This window comes from Nitrospirillum iridis, assembly GCF_014205765.1.
Lineage (GTDB): Bacteria > Pseudomonadota > Alphaproteobacteria > Azospirillales > Azospirillaceae > Nitrospirillum > Nitrospirillum iridis.
In genome coordinates this window covers 273,377-289,292 of the sequence record NZ_JACIIZ010000002.1, presented here as the reverse complement: position 1 = coordinate 289,292, position 15,916 = coordinate 273,377, and the positions used below count along the sequence as shown (strand labels likewise).

Genomic DNA, 15,916 nt, shown 5'->3' with positions numbered 1-15,916 from the left:
AACGACCGCGCACGCGGCGCTGATGACGCTTGAGCGCCGCCCCGTGGCGTCGGCGGCACGCCGGGCTTAAGGGGCGGATTAAAATTGACACCGGTCCCAATAATGGGCCGGACGGACGGGGAGGTCGGACGGGTGCCGCACCAGGCGACAACGTCTGGTTTTTCTGGGAACACTTTGGCCGGGGGGAACCGGCCAGCGTTTCCGGGCGCGGCGCTTGCCGGCAAAGCAAAACAACAAGGCTATGGAGGAATTCGTCAAATGCTCAAGACCATGAGCCGGGCGCGGCGCCACAAACTGTCCACCCGCGTGTCCTGGGCGGCGCTGCTGCTGGCTTTGAGCGCCGGGGGAGCCGCCGGGGAAGCCCGGGCGGCCCAAACCGCCGACCAGGCCGCGCCCCAGGTGGCCGCAGCCGCCGATCAGGTGACGGCACCGGCGGAACAGGCCCAGGCGGCGCCGGCGGCGGCGCAAGGGGTCGCCGCACCGGGCAGCGACGCGCTGGACGAGATCGTGGTCACCGGCTTCCGCCGCAGCCTGAACGTGGCCCTGCAGGCGAAGCGCGAAAGCTCCGGCGTGGTCGACAGCATCATCGCGGAAGACATCGCCAAGTTCCCCGACAAGAATCTGGCGGAGTCATTGCAGCGTATCCCCGGCATCGCCATCACCCGCGACGCCGGTGAGGGGCGCCAGATCTCCGTGCGCGGCCTGGGCCCGGCCTTCACCCGGGTGCGCATCAACGGCATGGACGCCATCGCCACCACCGGCAGCTCCGACGCCCAGGGCGGCAACAACCGCTCCCGCGCCTTCGACTTCAACGTCTTCGGTTCCGACCTGTTCAGCAACTTGACCGTCCACAAGACGCAGTCGGCGGATCAGGAGGAAGGCTCGCTGGGCGCCGGCGTGGACCTGTCCACCCCCCATCCGCTGGATTTCGGCGGCTTCAAGCTGGCCATCAATTCGAAGGTCACCTACAACGACCAGAACAAGAGCAAGCAGCCCAACGGCGCCCTCCTGGTCAGCGACACCTTCGCCGACGGCAAGCTGGGCCTGCTGGTGGGCCTGTCCTATTCCAAGCGCGACACCCAGCAGCTGAGTTCGGAAACCACGCGCTGGGCCTCCAACGCCTCCAACGCCTCCGGTTCCTATAACGGCGGCGTCACCGCGCCATCCTCCCTGTCGGCTGTGAATGGCGCCAACGTCTACATGCCGCGCATCCCGCGCTACAGTGTCTATGAGTACAACCAGAGCCGCGCCGGCCTGGTGACCTCCCTGCAGTACAAGCCGGATGAGGACACCGAGATCAGCCTGGACGGCGTGTTCTCCGACCTGTGGGGCACCCGCACCCAGAACGATCTGGAGGCCATCAGCTTCAGCCAGTCGCGCACCACGGTGGGCAGCATCGTCACCGGCAAGCCGGTCATGCAGATCACCTCCGGCACGCTGGATTCGAATGGCAACTTGGTGGCCGGCACCTTCAACAATGTCGGTATCCGCTCGGAAGCGCGCTACGACGTGCTCAGCACCCAGTTCGGCCAGGAAACGCTGAACATCAAGCACAAATTCTCCCCCAACTTCCGCATGAACGCGCTGGGCGGCTATTCCGTCTCCGCCTTCAACAACCCGGTCCAGACCACCATCACCTTGGACCGTACGGGCAGCAACGGCTATTCCTACGACTACCGCGCCAACAGCCGCCTGCCGGTCCTGTCCTATGGTTTCGATGTCACCAATCCGGCGAACTGGAGCCTGGTGAACGGCCTATCCAACATCCGCCTGCGTCCCAACGGCACGCAAAACACCTACGGCAATGGCGATTTGGACTTCGAATATGATCTCACCAACGAGATCACGCTGAAGGCCGGCTTCCAGTTCAAGGATTTCGGCTTCTCCACCTACAACAAGACCCGCGCCTCGGAAATCGCCGTGCCGACCCTGCCGTCGGGTGTGACGCTGGCCAGCCTGACCAAGCTTGGCGGCGGCGTGGCCGGCTTCGCCCCGGCGGGCACGCCCAGCAACTGGCTGGTGGCCGACATCGACGCCTTCGCCAACGCGCTGAACATCTACAGCAAGACCGGCACCTTCGCCGTCAGCCAGACGGGTACCGGCTCGCTGGGCAGCAACTACGCGGTGGAGGAAAAGGACTACGGCGCCTATACCCAGGCCACGTTCAAGACCGATCGGCTTGGCCTGCCCATCCGCGGCGACGTCGGCGTGCGCTTCGTCACCACCGACCAGAGTTCGTCCGGTTACCAGGCGGTGGGCAGCACGCCCACCTGGGTGACGGTCGGCACCGACTATCATGACGTGTTGCCGTCCCTGAACCTGGTCGGCGATGTCACCGACGATTTCCTGGTGCGTGTCGGCCTGGCCAAGGTGATGGTGCGCAACGATTTGAGCGGCCTGAACCCGGGTGGCAGCGTCAACGTCGCCGGAACCAACCGGACAGTCACCTCCGGCAACCCCTATCTGAAGCCCATCCGTGCCAACACCGCGGACGTGTCCTTCGAATACTACTACCAGCCGGGCGCCCTGATCTCCCTTGGCTTGTTCTACAAGGACATCAACAGCTATGTGCAGACCCTGAGCGAGAACAAGGTCTACAACAGTTCCGGCCTGCCGCTCAGCCTGCTCAACGGCACCGGTCTGACCGGCAACGAGGTCTTCACCTTCAGCACCCCCGTCAACACCAAGGGTGGTGACCTCAAGGGCCTGGAAGTGAACTTCCAGCAGCCGTTCAGCTTCCTGCCGGATTACTGGAGCAATTTCGGCATCCTGCTGAACTACACCTACGTGGAATCGCGCATCAACTATCTGTTGTCGGCGACGTCGACCACCACCACGCTGGCCGATCTGGTGGGCCTGTCCAAGAACGCCTACAACGGCACCCTGTATTATGATGACAAGGTGTTCAGCGCCCGCATCTCGGCGGCTTACCGCAGTGGCTATCTGACCCAGGTGCCGGGCCGCAACGGTAACGACGTGGAAGGCACGAACTCCACGATGAACGTCGACTTCGCCTCCTCCTACGCCGTCGACGAACGCCTGACCTTCATGTTCAATGCCATCAACCTGACGAACGAGTGCAACGACCAATATGTCGGCACCGTCAACCGGCTAAACTACTACAACTGCACCGGCCGCATCTATGAGGCGGGCTTCTCGTTCAAATACTGATCGCGCATCCGTCTTGACCCTTTTTGAACAGCCGTGGCGCGGGTGAGGCGGCGCCACGGTTTTTCCCCCGTAGCCTCATGAGACCTTCATTTGTGCCCAACTTCCCAGACGCGCGCCGGCACCCGTTCGGCGCGCGTTTTCTTCTGCCATCTGTCTATCGGTTGTATCGCGCCGGGGCGCATGGTTCACTGACATAAGGATATGCGGCGAACGGGGTTGGGCATGGGGCGGGCGCGATGGCGGTATCTCCTGGGTGTCGCGACGCTGATGGCGGCGGGGCCGGCCCTGGGACAGGCACCGCCGGATCCACCGTCACCGCCATCGGCCATCACCCTGACCCCGGTGACGCCTTTGCGCTCCCCATCGCCGTCACCGGCCACGGGAACGCGGCCGTCCGAACCGGCCATGTCCGAGTTCATCGTCGAGGCGCCGCGCTTCGTTCTGCCCGATGCGCTGGAACAGGAGCGTTTCCTGCGCGATGAAGCGGAAAAGTGGCGCTTCAACAATATGGAGACCTATTACAATCCCGACAAAGAGGACATGTACCTGCGCCTACCGGAAATGAATACCGGCACGACGCTTGACCAGCGCTATCTGGGCAGCCTGCTGCATCCCTGCAAGCTCACCAAGGACCACACGCTCACCTGTCGATGACCCGGTGGCCGGTGAGCAGCGCCAGCGCCTCCTGGGCCAGCACCGCCGTGAGTTCGCCGGCGGGCAGGGACCGGGACAGCCGCGCCGCCTGGCCCGCCCACTGGTTGGTGAAGTCACCAGACCCCGCCGCTTCCGCCTTGGCGCGCAGGGGCGCCAGGGCGCCCCCGGCGGTGGGGAAGGCGGTGGGGTCGGTGGACAAGGGGCCAACCTCCCGCATCAGGCGGTTGACGAAACCGCGCGCCGGCCGGCCGGTGAACAGGTTGGTCAGGGCCGTGCCATCATCCGTGGCGCTTTCCAGCGCCTGGCGGTGCACTTCGGGGATTTTCGCCTCCGGACTGAACAGATAGGCCGTGCCGATCTGCACCGCCGATGCGCCCAGCATCATGGCCGCGACGATGCCCCGGGCGTCGGCGATGCCGCCAGCGGCGATGACCGGAACGGTCACCGCGTCCGCGACCTGCGGCACCAAGGCGAAGGTGCCCACCTGCGTCGCCATGTCGTCGGATAGGAAGTTACCGCGGTGGCCGCCGGCCTCCAGACCCATGGCGATGACGGCATCGACGCCGTGGTGCTCCAGCCAGCGGGCCTCCGCCACCGTGGTGGCCGAGGCGATGACCTTGGCGCCGCTGGCCTTCACCCGGTCCAGCAGCAGCTTGCCCGGCAAACCGAAGTGGAAACTGACGACCGGCGGCTTCACCTCCTCCACCAGGGTGCAGAAGTCGGCGTCGAAGGGTGTGCGTCCGCCGGCCGGCGGCGTTGCCTCCGGATCCAAGCCCAACTCCACATAGTAGGGCGCCAGGCGGGCGCGCCAGGCCATGAGGCGGGCGGGATCGGGCACCGGCGGCGTATGGCAGAAGAAGTTGATGTTGTAGGGCCGCTTGGTGCCGCGCCGCACCTCCGCCACCGCCGCCCTCAGCCCGTCCAGCGTGTACTGGGCCGCTGGCAGGGAGCCCAGCCCCCCCGCCTCGCTGACCGCCATCGCCATGGCCGGCGTGGTGGCATTGGCCATGGGCGCCTGCAGGATGGGCTTATCAATGCCGAACAGATCGAGGATGCGGCGGTCGGGCCAAGCGGTCATGCGACGGTTCCTCCAGCGGCGTTTTTGTGGCCGGCGGTGCCGGCACCTTGCCATGGCCAGCTTGCCACGGATCCAGGGGGCACGAAGACGTCGAAATCGGGCGGCAGCCATCCCCTGTGGGTTCAGCGCCGCCGCGCCAGGAGCAAGAGGGGCAGAAGGAATCCGGCTCAATAGTGCGGCGGCGGCTTCTCATCCTGGGGGGAGGGGCGCCAGCCGGACTCCGCCTCTTGCAGGCGGGCCACTAGGCGGCGCACACGGGCGGTCAGCATGTCGATCATCTGGCCTTGGTCGGCCACCACCTGCGACAGCTCCTCCGCCATGCGCTCATGGTGGGTGATGCGCGTTTCCAGGTCGATGAGGCGCTGTTCGACGGAATCCATGGGTTGCGGTCTCTGGACGATGAAAGGTCGGGCGGTGACACGAGAGGGCGGAACGCCCATGGCGCCTCTATAGCACCACGGGCGCCGCCGACCCTTGTGATTATTTCCGCCCTGCCGCACCGCCCCTTCAGGCTGCCTGAGGCGTCAGGCCGCCCGCCGTCGGTCCTGGCGCGTCCTGGGCGCACCGCCGCCAGGCCGCCGGCGTGGCGCCCATGGTCTGGCGGAACAGCCGGGTGAGATGAGCCTGGTCGGCCAGGCCACACGTCAAGGCGATGTGGGACAGCGGCTCGTCGGTGGTGGCCATCAACCGCTTGGCGCATTCCATGCGTTGCTGGATGATGTACTGCGTGAACGGCATGCCGAAGGTGATACGGAAGGCGCGTGAAAAATAGCTGGTGCTGAGCCGCGCCAGCGCCGCCACGTCACGGATGCGGACGGCATCCGCCAGATGCTGGCAGATGTGGCCTTGGACCCGGCGAACCTGCCAGGGCGCCAAGCCGCCGGTGACCGGGGGCGCCTCGGCCGCCCGATCCCGCAGCAATTCCGCCGCGCGCTGCAAGCAGATGGCGGCGGCGGCACTGTCGTTTTCCAGTAAGGCCAAGGCGTTTTTCAACAAGGCGGCAATCTCATCCCGGCGTTGCGCGAAGGCGGCGGTGCCGGGCCCTTGCACGATCGTAAGCATGGCTTCATCCCTGGATTGACCCTGCGACAGTGTTGGGCGCCCCGCGTGCCGCTGTCGAATAAATGGGTGCAAATTCGCGCAAAGCCGGTGTTGTCGAGACGGACGTTATGGGAAAATGGCCTCATAAAATCAGCATTTTGGGATTATTTCCCATAATCTTCCTTATCGGCTCTTCTTATGGCGGCGGGTGGACTCAAAAACGAAGTGCGACATTCCTTGATTATCAAGGCCGTGCCACGCCACCGTTCCCATGCGGATGGCGTGAAAGCGCTATCCGCGACGATGCGTGTCGGCATCATCCGACGACGCGGTGCCCGGTGACAGCAGCCGGTCCTCCTCCTTGGCGCGGGCCTTGCCCAAGGCTTCGGCACGTTTCAGGTCCTGGGCTTCCGGACCGTCGAGGGCGTCGGCCGCCGCGCGCGCCTTTTCCGCCACCTTGCCGGTGGCGACGAACGCCCGGGTGTGCGTGCCATAGGCGCGGGTCGCCTTGCGGCTGCCCTCGCCTTCATTATCGTTGCCGGTCATCGGACGCTCCTCCCTGATGGGGCGTGATGGGGATGGATTGGGCGTTCAGGGCGGTTCAGCCGACCTTGGCAGGGCCCGATGGTTCGGCCACGTCGCCCAAGGCCGACAAGGCGGCCTTCACCGCCGTCAGTTGATCGGCGGTGGAAGCCGGCAGGCCGGTGGTCATGTTTTCCTCGGACGCGACCATCATCAACTGCAGGTCATGATCCCAATGGCGCAGCAGCAGGATTTTCTCCTCACGGTTCAACTGGTCGCTGGCGACCAGATCATGCGGGGTTTCGAAGTGGCGCGACACATCGCCCAGCAATGTGTCCATGTCCGGAATGGGCTCGTGCGCGGTCATCTGTATCTCCCTCCAGGGGTTCGCCGGGTACCGCCGGCCGACGGGCGGCTACACCCTGCCTGTCAACACCAGGACCAGAACGACGATGAGCACGACGCCGAGCAGGCCGCTGGGGCCATAGCCCCAGCCGCGGCTATACGGCCAACTGGGAATGGCGCCGAGCAACAGCAGGATAAGGACGACAAGCAAGATGGTGCCAAGCATGGGATAGGTCCTCTGTCTGGGGATGGACGGGGCGGCGACGGGACGGCTGGTTCCGTCCGTCAGGCGGCGGCGCGAACCGGAGGGACGGCATGAGCCATTTCCTCCCAGGAAAGGGGCGACACGGTCGGGTTAAGGCCGTCCGTGGGACCCTGCCCGCCCGCCGGGTCACCCGGCTGGTAATCCGGCATGGCCAGGCCCCCGGGTGGTTCCTGGGATGCCAGCCATTGGGTGGACATGCGCTTCCACTGGGTGGCATCCCGCGACCACGGTTTCCTGTCAGGCACTTCACCGACATCCTTTTACTTTTTACCAAACTGAACGGTGGTGATCGGGTTGGGGTGGCGGGCCCCGCCTAATGGCTGCCGCGGTGACCTAATGGTTACCGACGCGGTGGAACGAGTCCCAGGCGCTGGATGAGGCCATGGCGGCCGGCGTACCCAGCCCGGTGTCGCCCACGGCCATGCCCATCAGGTCGGCCAAGCGGGCCCGGCCACGGTTGACGCGGCTTTTGATGGTGCCCAGAGCGCAGCCGCAAATCTCCGCCGCCTCCTCGTAGCTGGCGCCGGCGCCCCCCACCAGGACCAGCGCCTCGCGCTGTTCCACGGGTAGTTTCATCAGCGCCACCTTCAATTCGCGGCCGGCGATGCCCCACTCCTGCGCCGGGCTGATGGTCAGCCGCGCCGTGTGGATGCCATCGGGGTCGCCCACCTCGCGCTGTTGGTGCTTGGCGACGGAGTAATAGCGATTGCGCAGTATGGTGAAGAGCCAGGCGCGCAGATTGGTGCCGGGGGTGAACTGGCCGGCATGTGACCACGCCCGGACGATCGCGTCCTGTACCAGATCGTCGGTGTCAGACGCGTTGTTGGTCAGCGACCGCGCGAAGGCGCGCATCGCCGGGATGAGTTTGATCAGGTCGTCACGAAAGGTGGGCGATGTCTCGGCGGATGGCATGGGTCACACCTTTTTGTGAAAGGCCCGCTACGATCTTAAACACTTTAAGAAATCGTATCTGGTAGCGGGCGGAATTGGGTTCGTATTTCCCCGAAATTATTCGTCTTCGTGAGCCCACTATAAACAGAAGACAAAAAAATCGTCCCTCCATATTTCGGGAATAACCCTAGGTTTATCGCTGTATTTATTAGGTCTATTTTACATAAGGTCTATGACCATCCGATTATGCGCCTTCGCTCGCAGCGGTCCCTGGGTCTAGTCTTTTCAAAGGAGAGGAAGGGCAATTTTGTGGTAAGGCGCTTCCCCTCACCTACGCCCATCGCCACAGGCGCGGGGCGGCTCGGCCTACATGGAATGGGCGTTATCCCGTTGCCCACGCGGAACAAAGCCGCGATTAGCCGCTTTAGGGATGGAGCGAAGGGCATAGGCCCGGGATTTTAGGAAGGGCGTCATGGCAAAGCGGCAGAAAAGCATTGCATTTCAGCGCACTCTGTCTCCTTCCCCCCTCCTGGCCGCGGACTTCCCGACGGCTGCGGCCTATGCTGGCCCTTGTGACATCATCCCGGACGTGGTGGATGACCGGCTGCGCGAAATGTTCTGCGACGCCGTGGCTGAGCCATTGCCACTGGCGCTCCGTTTCTTGCTGGCGCGCTTGCGCGGGGGCCCTGCCCTGAATTAGCCCGTTGGCCTGCGCGCGGCGGCGGGGCCGTCCCGGTCTATATAATCCCTGTCTATGGCGGTGGCGCCACTCGGCCTCAGGCGGCCTGCACCCGGGCCAGGTAGTCATCCAGCTGGTCCAGGGTGCCGCCCCATCCCTGCCGCATGCTTTCCAGCCCGGCGCCGAAAGTCGCCTCCTCCTCCGCTGTGGCGTTGACGGCCACGGCGGCGCAGTCCAGGCGGGTACCGCCGTCCGCCACCGCGAAGCCGATGGTGCTCAGCACCTCCAGCGGCCAGCTGGGACTCAAGGGATGGCGCACCGCCGTACCATCCGCGTCAGTGAAGGACACCAGGAAGGACAACCGGCCGGGCGACTGGGGTGCGGGCGGCGCGATCTCCCGGAAGGTCCACTTGCCCCACATCGTGAAATCGCCGGTGTGCGGGCCCGACGCGGGCGCGCGCATGCCATAGAGGAAGGTGCCCCCGGGGCGCAGGTCCAACGCCCCCCGGACCCAGCTGAAGCCCTTTGGGCCCCACCACAGGCGCAGGCGCTCCGGCTCGGTATAGGCGGACCAGAGCAGGCACGGGCTGGCGGCGAAACGACGGCTCAGGCGGAACTCGGGCGCGATGGGGTCGGTCATGGTGCGCATCCTTCCTTTATCGCTGTAGGTCAGTCGGCCTGGGCCAATGGGCAGGGCTCGCCTGGAGCGGCCAGGGGATGGGCGAAACTCCACAGATGGCCGTACGGGTCGGCCACCTGGCCATAGCGGGCGCCCCAGAACGCGTCCATGGCCGGCATGGTCACGCTGGCGCCGGCGGCCAAAGCCTTCTCCATGGCGGCATCGCAATCGGCCACCTCCAGGTGCAGGACCACGCTGGTTCCATTCAGCACGGTCGGCGGGGCGCTGGTGCCGCCATGCTCCGCCCGGTATTCCGGGAAATCGTCACGCAGGAAAATACGGGCGCCGTTGACGCTGATCTCGGCATGCAGCAGGCGCGGGCTGTCCTTGGCCGGCATGCGGAATATTTCGCGCGCGCCCAGGGCCTCGACATAGAAGGCCAGCGCCGCCCGCGCGTCGCCAACGACCAGGTGGGGAATGACGCCCTGCTGGGCCGGCTGAGCGATATCGGATGCCATGGTGATCCTCCTGTTTCCGTATCCGGTGTTTGGGTGCCGACAGTCAGGCCATGCCGCCAGCCTATGACCGGCTGTCCCCAAGGACGGTTCCCCCCAATTCCCGTCCGACAGGGGATGCGCGATTTTTTTTTGGAGGGCTATGTCGGCGTGGCTTCCCGCTGCAGGCCGTCCAGATGCTGGCGGATGTGGGCCGCTTCCGCCGGGGTGTGGGCCAGGGCGATGGCGCGGTCGAACGCCACCCGCGCCTCGGCGGTCCGGCCCAACTGGGTCAGGTAGGCGCCCTTGACGCCGAAGAAGTGGAAATAGCCCGCCAGCCGGTCGGCCAGCGGCTCGATCATGGCCAGCGCCGCCGCCGGCCCCCGAACCTTGGCGGTGGCGACGGAGCGGTTCAGCGTCACCACCGGTGACGGCTGGATATGTTCCAACGTGGCGTACAGCAGATCGATCTGCGTCCAGTCCGTATCGGCGGCGGTGGCCGCGCGAGCGTGCAGGGCGGCGATCGCTGCCTGCACCAGATAGGGTGTGGGCCGGCCGTGGCGCATGGCCTTGTCGATAAGGGCCAGTCCTTCGGCGATCATCGGGCCGTTCCAGCGGCCACGGTCCTGGTCTTCCAGCAGCACAGCGGCGCCGTCGGCATCGAAACGGGCACCGGCGCGGGCCTGTTGCAAGAGCATCAAGGCCAGCAGGCCCATGATCTCCGGCTCGGACGGGAACAGGCGCAGCAGCAGACGGGCCAAGCGGATGGCTTCCTGCGCCAGGGGTGCTCGGCGTTCCACCGTGTCGCCGCCGGCGGAATAGCCCTCATTGAACAGCAGGTACAGCATGGCCGCCACGGCGCCCAGCCGCTCCGCCCGTTCCGGCGCGCCGGGCGTCTCGAACGGCACGCCGGAACGGGTGACGCGCGCCTTGGCCCGGGTGATGCGTTGTTCCATAGCGCTGTCCCCAATCAGGAAGGCGCGGGCGATCTCCGCGACACTGAGGCCGGAAACGATGCGCAGCGCCAGGGCGATCTGCTGCGCGGCCGGCAGGTCCGGCGGGCAGCAGATGAACAGCAGGCGCAGGATGTCGTCGCGATAGTCGGCACCATCCAGCCGATCGGCCAGGGTGGCTTCGGCGTCGTCCTCGCCCCCCTCGGCCAGCAGCGTGTCCTCCTCCGGCAAGGCTTGCTGACGGGCCAGGCGGCGGAGGCTGTCCACGGTGGCGTTGCGGCCGACGAGGATCAGCCAGGCGGCGGCGTCCCGCGGCGGGCCGTTGCGCGGCCACGCCTTCAGCGCCCGCAGACAGGCCTCCTGGAATGCTTCCTCCGCCCTGTCCAGATCGCGGAAATAGCGCAGCAGCGCCCCCATCGCCTGCGGCCGCGCGGCCGTCAGGGCGGTGTTTATCCAGGCCATGTCGGCGGCCTCGGCCATGGCATCAGGCCTTGGCGGTGGCGGTGGCGGGGTAATAGTGGCCCACCGGCCGGATCTCGTACGCGCCGCCGGGATTGGCGCGGCCCAATTCCCGCGCGGTGTCCAGGATCTGCTCCAGCGTCTCCCCCTCCACCAGGTAGAAGCCCAGCAACTGCTCCTTGGTTTCGGCGAAGGGGCCGTCGATCACCAGGGGCGGGTCGCTGTCCTTGCGCAGGGTGGTGGCGGCGGTGGTGGGCAGCAGGCGGGCCACGGGGCCGAGGCGGCCTTCGCGCGCCAGCTTCTCATGCACGACCGACAGCTTGGCCATGACGGCGTCATCTTCCTCCTTGGTCCAGGAACCGACGACGTCTTCGCGGTGATAGCACAGGATGGCGTAGAGCATGGGCGTGATCCTCCAGCGGCGGGGGCCGGGTTGAACCCGGTTCTTCCCAAGGACGGTGCGAGTATGCCCGGATCCGACAGCGCCGCCGGAAAAAACTTGGGGGTAGTGCGGCTGGTCTCAGGATTGGCCGCGCAGGTACGCCATGAAGGCCGGGCTGGCCCCCAGCGTCTCGAACACCGGCAGCACCAGCTGGAAGCCGTTGTCGCTGTTGGTCAGGAACACCGCTCCCTGGCGCGTGGTGGGACTATACCAGGCGAAGGTGGACACGCCCTCATCCCGGCCGGTGTGCATCATCACCGTCTCGCCATTGAATTCCAGCACCTGCCAGCCCAGGCCGAAACCGGCGTTGACGGGGCAACTGGCGGCCTTGGCGCCGGCGCACATCTCCGCCATCTGGCTGACCTGGATGTGCCGACGGTCCGCCGCCACGGCGGCTGTAAGGTCCTGGTCCTTCAGCACACCGACGATGAAGCGGGCATAGTCGCCGGCCGTGGTGTACAGCAGGTCGGCGGCATTGTACCCCGAGGCGAAGCCCGGCTCCAGCGCCTTGCCGGCGGCGTCCGTGGGCACGGCGACGCGGCCGTCGAACCAGGGCTTGCGCCCACTGGCGGTGTCGTTCATGCCCGCCGGCCTGAACAGCACGACTTGGGCCAGGCTCTCGAAATCCTGCCCCGTCTTCTTCTCCACATAGCGGGCGACGTACTGATAGCCCTCCCCCGAATAGCCGTAGGACGTGCCGGGCGTGAACTGAAAGGCCAGCGGCTTGCCCTGACCCCGCCAGTTGGGGAACCCCGTCTGGTGGCTGAGCGCCAGGCGCGGTGTCAGCGCTAGGCGGCGGTCGTCATTGGCGATGTCCGGATCGGTCCAGTAGTCCGCCATGGGCGCGTCCAGCGACACGATCTTGCGGGAGGCCAGGCGCAGAACCACCTCCGCCGTCACCGGCTTGGTCAGCGAGGCGATATTGTACAGCGTGGCCGGCGTGGCGCGCACGCCAGGGCTCTGCTCGCCGTAGGCGGTGGTCAGCGCGACCTTGCCGTCCTCGATGACCGCGATCGACACGCTGGGCACCTTGGCGCTGGTCAGCAGGCCGGGCACGCTCTGGTCCAGGGCGGCCCGCACCTCTCGCGGCCCGGCGGCTGCCGTTCCCGCCGCCAACAGCGCCAGGCCCACCAACGGCAGCGTCCATCCCCTCCGCTTCATGTCCATTCCCCACCTCAGGATCGATGACCGGGGGCCAGGACACCATGGGGAGCCGGTGGCGGGAAGCCCAGGAAACACAGCCGTTGCAAAGCTGTAGCAAATTTCCCGTCGGCGGAAACGCCAGCGGGTGCCTGTTACAGTCGAGGGGCCCCGCCCTACTTGGCGAAAATCAGGGAATCGTCACGGAAAGCCTTGAATTCCAAGGCGTTGCCGCTGGGATCGTACAGGAACATGGTGCCCTGCTCCCCCACCTGGCCCTTAAAGCGGACGTAGGGCTCGATCACGAAGGTCTGGCCGGCGTCGCGCAGACGCCCGGCCAGGGACGCCCAATCATCCCAGGCCAGGATCAGCCCGAAGTGCGGAACCGGCACGTCATGCCCATCCACCGGGTTGTGATCCGCGCCGGATGCGGCCCTGCCCGGCACCAGGTGGGCCACGATCTGATGGCCATAAAGATCGAAATCCACCCATTCCGGGGAACTGCGCCCCTCCGGACAGCCCAGCAGATCGCCATAAAAGGCACGGGCGGCGGCCAGATCGTGAACCGGGAAGGCCAGATGGAAGCGCGGACGTTGCGTCATCTTCATCCACTTTCTCAAGATGATGATATATAATAAATTCAGCAAGATATGGGAAATACCTAAGGTGAGAAATCACCTCAAGCAGGCATCTCCAGCACCGTGGCGTCGATGCGGCGGATGCCGTCCACGCCGGCGAAATAATACACGACCAGCACCCGGCCGTCCGTCAGCAGCGTCGCCCAGGGATAGCCCAGGTCCGGGCCGGGCCCATCGTCGCGCAGCACGATCTCCGCCCCATCCTCCGGCTGCTGGTTGTCCGGATGATAGACGCGGGCGCGGATGCCATAGGGGGCGTGGCGATAGCCGTAGGCCAGGAACACGCGCCCATCCGGCAGGGGCAGCGGATCGAAGGGATGACCGACCACGGTGGTCAGGCGCCAGGGCGCCCATGTCTGGCCCTCATCGGTCGAGACGCTGAGCGCCATCTGGTCGCCCATGGCGGCGGTGCGATGGAAAGCCATCAGCCGCCCGCCCCGGGTGCGCAGCAATGCCGGCTCCACCAGGCAGCCCAGTCCGGCCGCGTCGTGGGCGATGGGGCCCAGGGGGCGCCATCTCAGGCCATCAGGGGCGGTGGCATCCGGATCGGCGCGGAACAGATGACTGCCGCGCTTGCCATGGGCGCCGCCGGCATAGACCGCCTGCACCAGGCCGCCATCGGGCAGCAGGGCCGCCCGGCCGCGCAGCGCCCCGCCATGGTGGGGCCGTACGCCCGCCAGGAGATCGGGCTGCCCGGGCAAGGGGGGCAGAAAGGTGTGCGGGGTCCACACCCGACCCGCGGCATCGCCGACCCGCGCGTAACCGCCCCAGAACAGGAACAGGCCGCTGTCGTCCGCCGCGCCCACCAGCGGGCCGCCGGCGGCGCGGATGGCGCCCGCCAGACGCGGCGCCAGGGGATACCAGGAAAAGCTGGTCAGCAGCAGCCGGCCGTCCGGCAGGATGGCCAGGTTGGCGTCCTGGTCCGCCGCCTCGCCGTCCGGGGGCAGAACCTCGGGGGCGCCCAAGGGCTGCAGGGTGTGGCCGTCCAGGCGCAGCAGCACATGCTGCGATCGGCTGTCGACATGGTCGACGCTCATCAGCCCGGCCTGGTCGGCCAGTCCCAGGGCGCGGGCGAACCAGCGTTGGTCCCGCGCCCGGCGGAACAGCAAGGCCACGGTGCCGTCAGCCAGCGTGGCCACGGCCGGAAATGAGGCGTAGTAGCGATCGTCCCGGTACAAGGTCAGATGACGCATCTGGAAGCTCCCGGCGTGGGCCCGGCGCCGGGGCCCTGATCCTGACGCGGTTCACTTATCCAATAGGACGTATACGACAGGCAGTCGGAAAACCGGTAGAACTCGCCCCCTGTTCCCTGCCATTACCTGAGCATGCCGTATCTTGATTACCATGCCTGACGCGCCCCGCCCCACCCTGCTGTTCGTCGTGACGGAGGATTGGTACTTCCGCTCCCACCGCCTGCCTACGGCGCGGGCGGCGCGGGACGCCGGGTTCGACGTCGCGGTGGCCTGCCGGGTGGCCAATGACGGCGCGGCCATCGCGGCGGAGGGCTTCCGTGTCATCCCCCTGCCCTGGCGCCGCCGCAGCTTCAACCCCCTGCGCGCCCTGGGCGACATCCGCCGGCTCACACGCCTGTATCGCCGGGAACGGCCCACCATCATCCACCACATCGCGGTGAAGCCCACGGTGCTCGGCGGCTTCGCCCTGGCGCTGGCGGGCTTGCGCGATACCCGCGTCGTCGCCACGCTGGCGGGTCTGGGGCTGGGCCTGTCGGGCCCGGGCCTCAAAGCCGGCCTGGGCCGGGTCCTGCTGCGGTGCGCGCTGAACGCCGCCGCCTGGCGCCGGGGCCACGCCCTGGTGGTTCAGAACGGCGACGACGGCGCCCTGCTGGCCGCCGGCTGGCCCCGCCCGCCCGCCGCCCGCCTCATCCGCGGATCCGGCGTGGATCTGGCGCACTATGAGGAACTGGCCGACCCCATGGGCCCCGTCACCTGCGCCCAGGTGTCGCGCATGCTGACCTTGAAGGGGGTGGAGGATCTGGTGGCGGCGGTGCGCCAGGTGCGGGACCAAGGGATAGACCTGCGCCTGATCCTGGCCGGCTCCCCCGATCCGGACAGCCCCGCCGCCATACCAGAGGCGACCTTGCGCGCCTGGAACGCGGAGCCGGGCATCGAATGGCTGGGTCCGGTCAACGATGTGCGCACCGTCTGGAGCCGCGCCCACATCGCCGTGCTGGCCTCGCGCGGGGGTGAGGGCGTGCCCAAAAGCCTGCTGGAAGCCGCCAGTTGCGGCCGCGCCATCGTGGCGACCGATGTGCCCGGCAGCCGGGAGGTGGCGGTGGACGGGCGCAACGCCCTGCTGGCCCCCCCTCGCGATCCGGCCGCCTTGGCCGCCGCCCTGACCCGTTTGGCGCTGGACGCCCCCTTGCGGCGGCGCTTCGGCCTGGCCAGCCGGTCCGTGGTGGATCCAGACTTTGGCGAAACCGAGGTGAGACGCCGCATGCGCGACCTGTATCTGGGCCTGGTGACCCCGGTGCCGGCGCCATCGCGGCGGTAGATGACCAGAAAAGC

At 67.0% G+C, this 15,916-nt stretch carries 18 protein-coding genes; 3 read left to right on the top strand and 15 right to left on the bottom strand.

Features of this window, described 5'->3' with window-relative positions; genetic code table 11:
- The first annotated feature begins 258 nt into the window (after positions 1 to 258).
- Complete coding sequence (locus tag FHS74_RS04300; protein WP_211106100.1) at positions 259 to 3,171, top strand: TonB-dependent receptor; 2,913 nt, start codon at positions 259 to 261, stop codon at positions 3,169 to 3,171.
- Between the two features lie 222 nt (positions 3,172 to 3,393).
- The gene (locus FHS74_RS04295; RefSeq protein ID WP_184797796.1) at positions 3,394 to 3,825 is read left to right on the top strand and encodes a hypothetical protein; all 432 of its coding nucleotides are present in this window, start codon (positions 3,394 to 3,396) and stop codon (positions 3,823 to 3,825) included.
- Here FHS74_RS04295 and FHS74_RS04290 read toward each other — a convergent pair.
- From FHS74_RS04290 to FHS74_RS04220, 15 genes are all read right to left on the bottom strand, one after another.
- Positions 3,812 to 4,903 (bottom strand): NAD(P)H-dependent flavin oxidoreductase, encoded by a 1,092-nt coding sequence (locus tag FHS74_RS04290; RefSeq protein WP_184797794.1) that lies wholly within the window; start codon positions 4,901 to 4,903, stop codon positions 3,812 to 3,814. The two genes, FHS74_RS04295 and FHS74_RS04290, sit on opposite strands and share 14 nt — an antisense overlap.
- 167 nt (positions 4,904 to 5,070) lie before the next feature.
- Complete coding sequence (locus FHS74_RS04285) at positions 5,071 to 5,283, bottom strand: SlyX family protein (RefSeq protein WP_184797792.1); 213 nt, start codon at positions 5,281 to 5,283, stop codon at positions 5,071 to 5,073.
- 127 nt (positions 5,284 to 5,410) lie between these two features.
- Positions 5,411 to 5,965: a helix-turn-helix transcriptional regulator gene (locus FHS74_RS04280; RefSeq protein ID WP_184797790.1), complete on the bottom strand. Its 555-nt coding sequence runs from the start codon at positions 5,963 to 5,965 to the stop codon at positions 5,411 to 5,413.
- A gap of 270 nt (positions 5,966 to 6,235) precedes the next feature.
- Positions 6,236 to 6,490 (bottom strand): hypothetical protein, encoded by a 255-nt coding sequence (locus FHS74_RS04275; RefSeq protein ID WP_184797788.1) that lies wholly within the window; start codon positions 6,488 to 6,490, stop codon positions 6,236 to 6,238.
- A 55-nt stretch (positions 6,491 to 6,545) separates the two neighbouring features.
- Positions 6,546 to 6,833, bottom strand: a complete 288-nt coding sequence (locus FHS74_RS04270; protein ID WP_184797787.1) for a hypothetical protein — start codon at positions 6,831 to 6,833, stop codon at positions 6,546 to 6,548.
- 48 nt (positions 6,834 to 6,881) lie between these two features.
- A complete protein-coding gene (locus FHS74_RS04265; protein ID WP_184797785.1) occupies positions 6,882 to 7,037 on the bottom strand; it encodes a DUF3309 family protein in 156 nt (51 codons plus the stop codon).
- 59 nt (positions 7,038 to 7,096) lie between these two features.
- Positions 7,097 to 7,321 (bottom strand): hypothetical protein, encoded by a 225-nt coding sequence (locus FHS74_RS04260; protein WP_184797783.1) that lies wholly within the window; start codon positions 7,319 to 7,321, stop codon positions 7,097 to 7,099.
- 88 nt (positions 7,322 to 7,409) lie between these two features.
- Positions 7,410 to 7,988, bottom strand: coding sequence for a sigma-70 family RNA polymerase sigma factor (locus FHS74_RS04255; protein WP_184797781.1), 579 nt, complete (start codon positions 7,986 to 7,988; stop codon positions 7,410 to 7,412).
- Between the two features lie 755 nt (positions 7,989 to 8,743).
- Positions 8,744 to 9,286, bottom strand: a complete 543-nt coding sequence (locus FHS74_RS04250; RefSeq protein WP_211106099.1) for an SRPBCC family protein — start codon at positions 9,284 to 9,286, stop codon at positions 8,744 to 8,746.
- A 29-nt stretch (positions 9,287 to 9,315) separates the two neighbouring features.
- A complete protein-coding gene (locus FHS74_RS04245) occupies positions 9,316 to 9,783 on the bottom strand; it encodes a VOC family protein (protein ID WP_184797777.1) in 468 nt (155 codons plus the stop codon).
- A gap of 137 nt (positions 9,784 to 9,920) precedes the next feature.
- Positions 9,921 to 11,192 carry an RNA polymerase sigma factor gene (locus tag FHS74_RS04240; RefSeq protein ID WP_184797775.1) on the bottom strand — a complete coding sequence of 424 codons (1,272 nt, stop codon included), beginning with the start codon at positions 11,190 to 11,192 and terminating at the stop codon, positions 9,921 to 9,923.
- 4 nt (positions 11,193 to 11,196) lie between these two features.
- Positions 11,197 to 11,574: a YciI family protein gene (locus FHS74_RS04235; RefSeq protein ID WP_184797773.1), complete on the bottom strand. Its 378-nt coding sequence runs from the start codon at positions 11,572 to 11,574 to the stop codon at positions 11,197 to 11,199.
- Positions 11,575 to 11,691: 117 nt separating this feature from the next.
- Complete coding sequence (locus FHS74_RS04230) at positions 11,692 to 12,774, bottom strand: serine hydrolase domain-containing protein (RefSeq protein ID WP_184797770.1); 1,083 nt, start codon at positions 12,772 to 12,774, stop codon at positions 11,692 to 11,694.
- Between the two features lie 155 nt (positions 12,775 to 12,929).
- Entirely contained in the window at positions 12,930 to 13,355 is a 426-nt protein-coding gene (locus FHS74_RS04225; RefSeq protein WP_184797768.1) for a VOC family protein, read from the bottom strand.
- 77 nt (positions 13,356 to 13,432) lie between these two features.
- On the bottom strand, positions 13,433 to 14,584 hold the full coding sequence (locus tag FHS74_RS04220; RefSeq protein WP_184797766.1) for a sialidase family protein: 1,152 nt from the start codon (positions 14,582 to 14,584) through the stop codon (positions 13,433 to 13,435).
- Between the two features lie 151 nt (positions 14,585 to 14,735).
- Between FHS74_RS04220 and FHS74_RS04215 the strand changes: the two genes are divergently transcribed.
- Positions 14,736 to 15,902 carry a glycosyltransferase family 4 protein gene (locus tag FHS74_RS04215; protein ID WP_184797764.1) on the top strand — a complete coding sequence of 389 codons (1,167 nt, stop codon included), beginning with the start codon at positions 14,736 to 14,738 and terminating at the stop codon, positions 15,900 to 15,902.
- Positions 15,903 to 15,916: the final 14 nt, after the last annotated feature.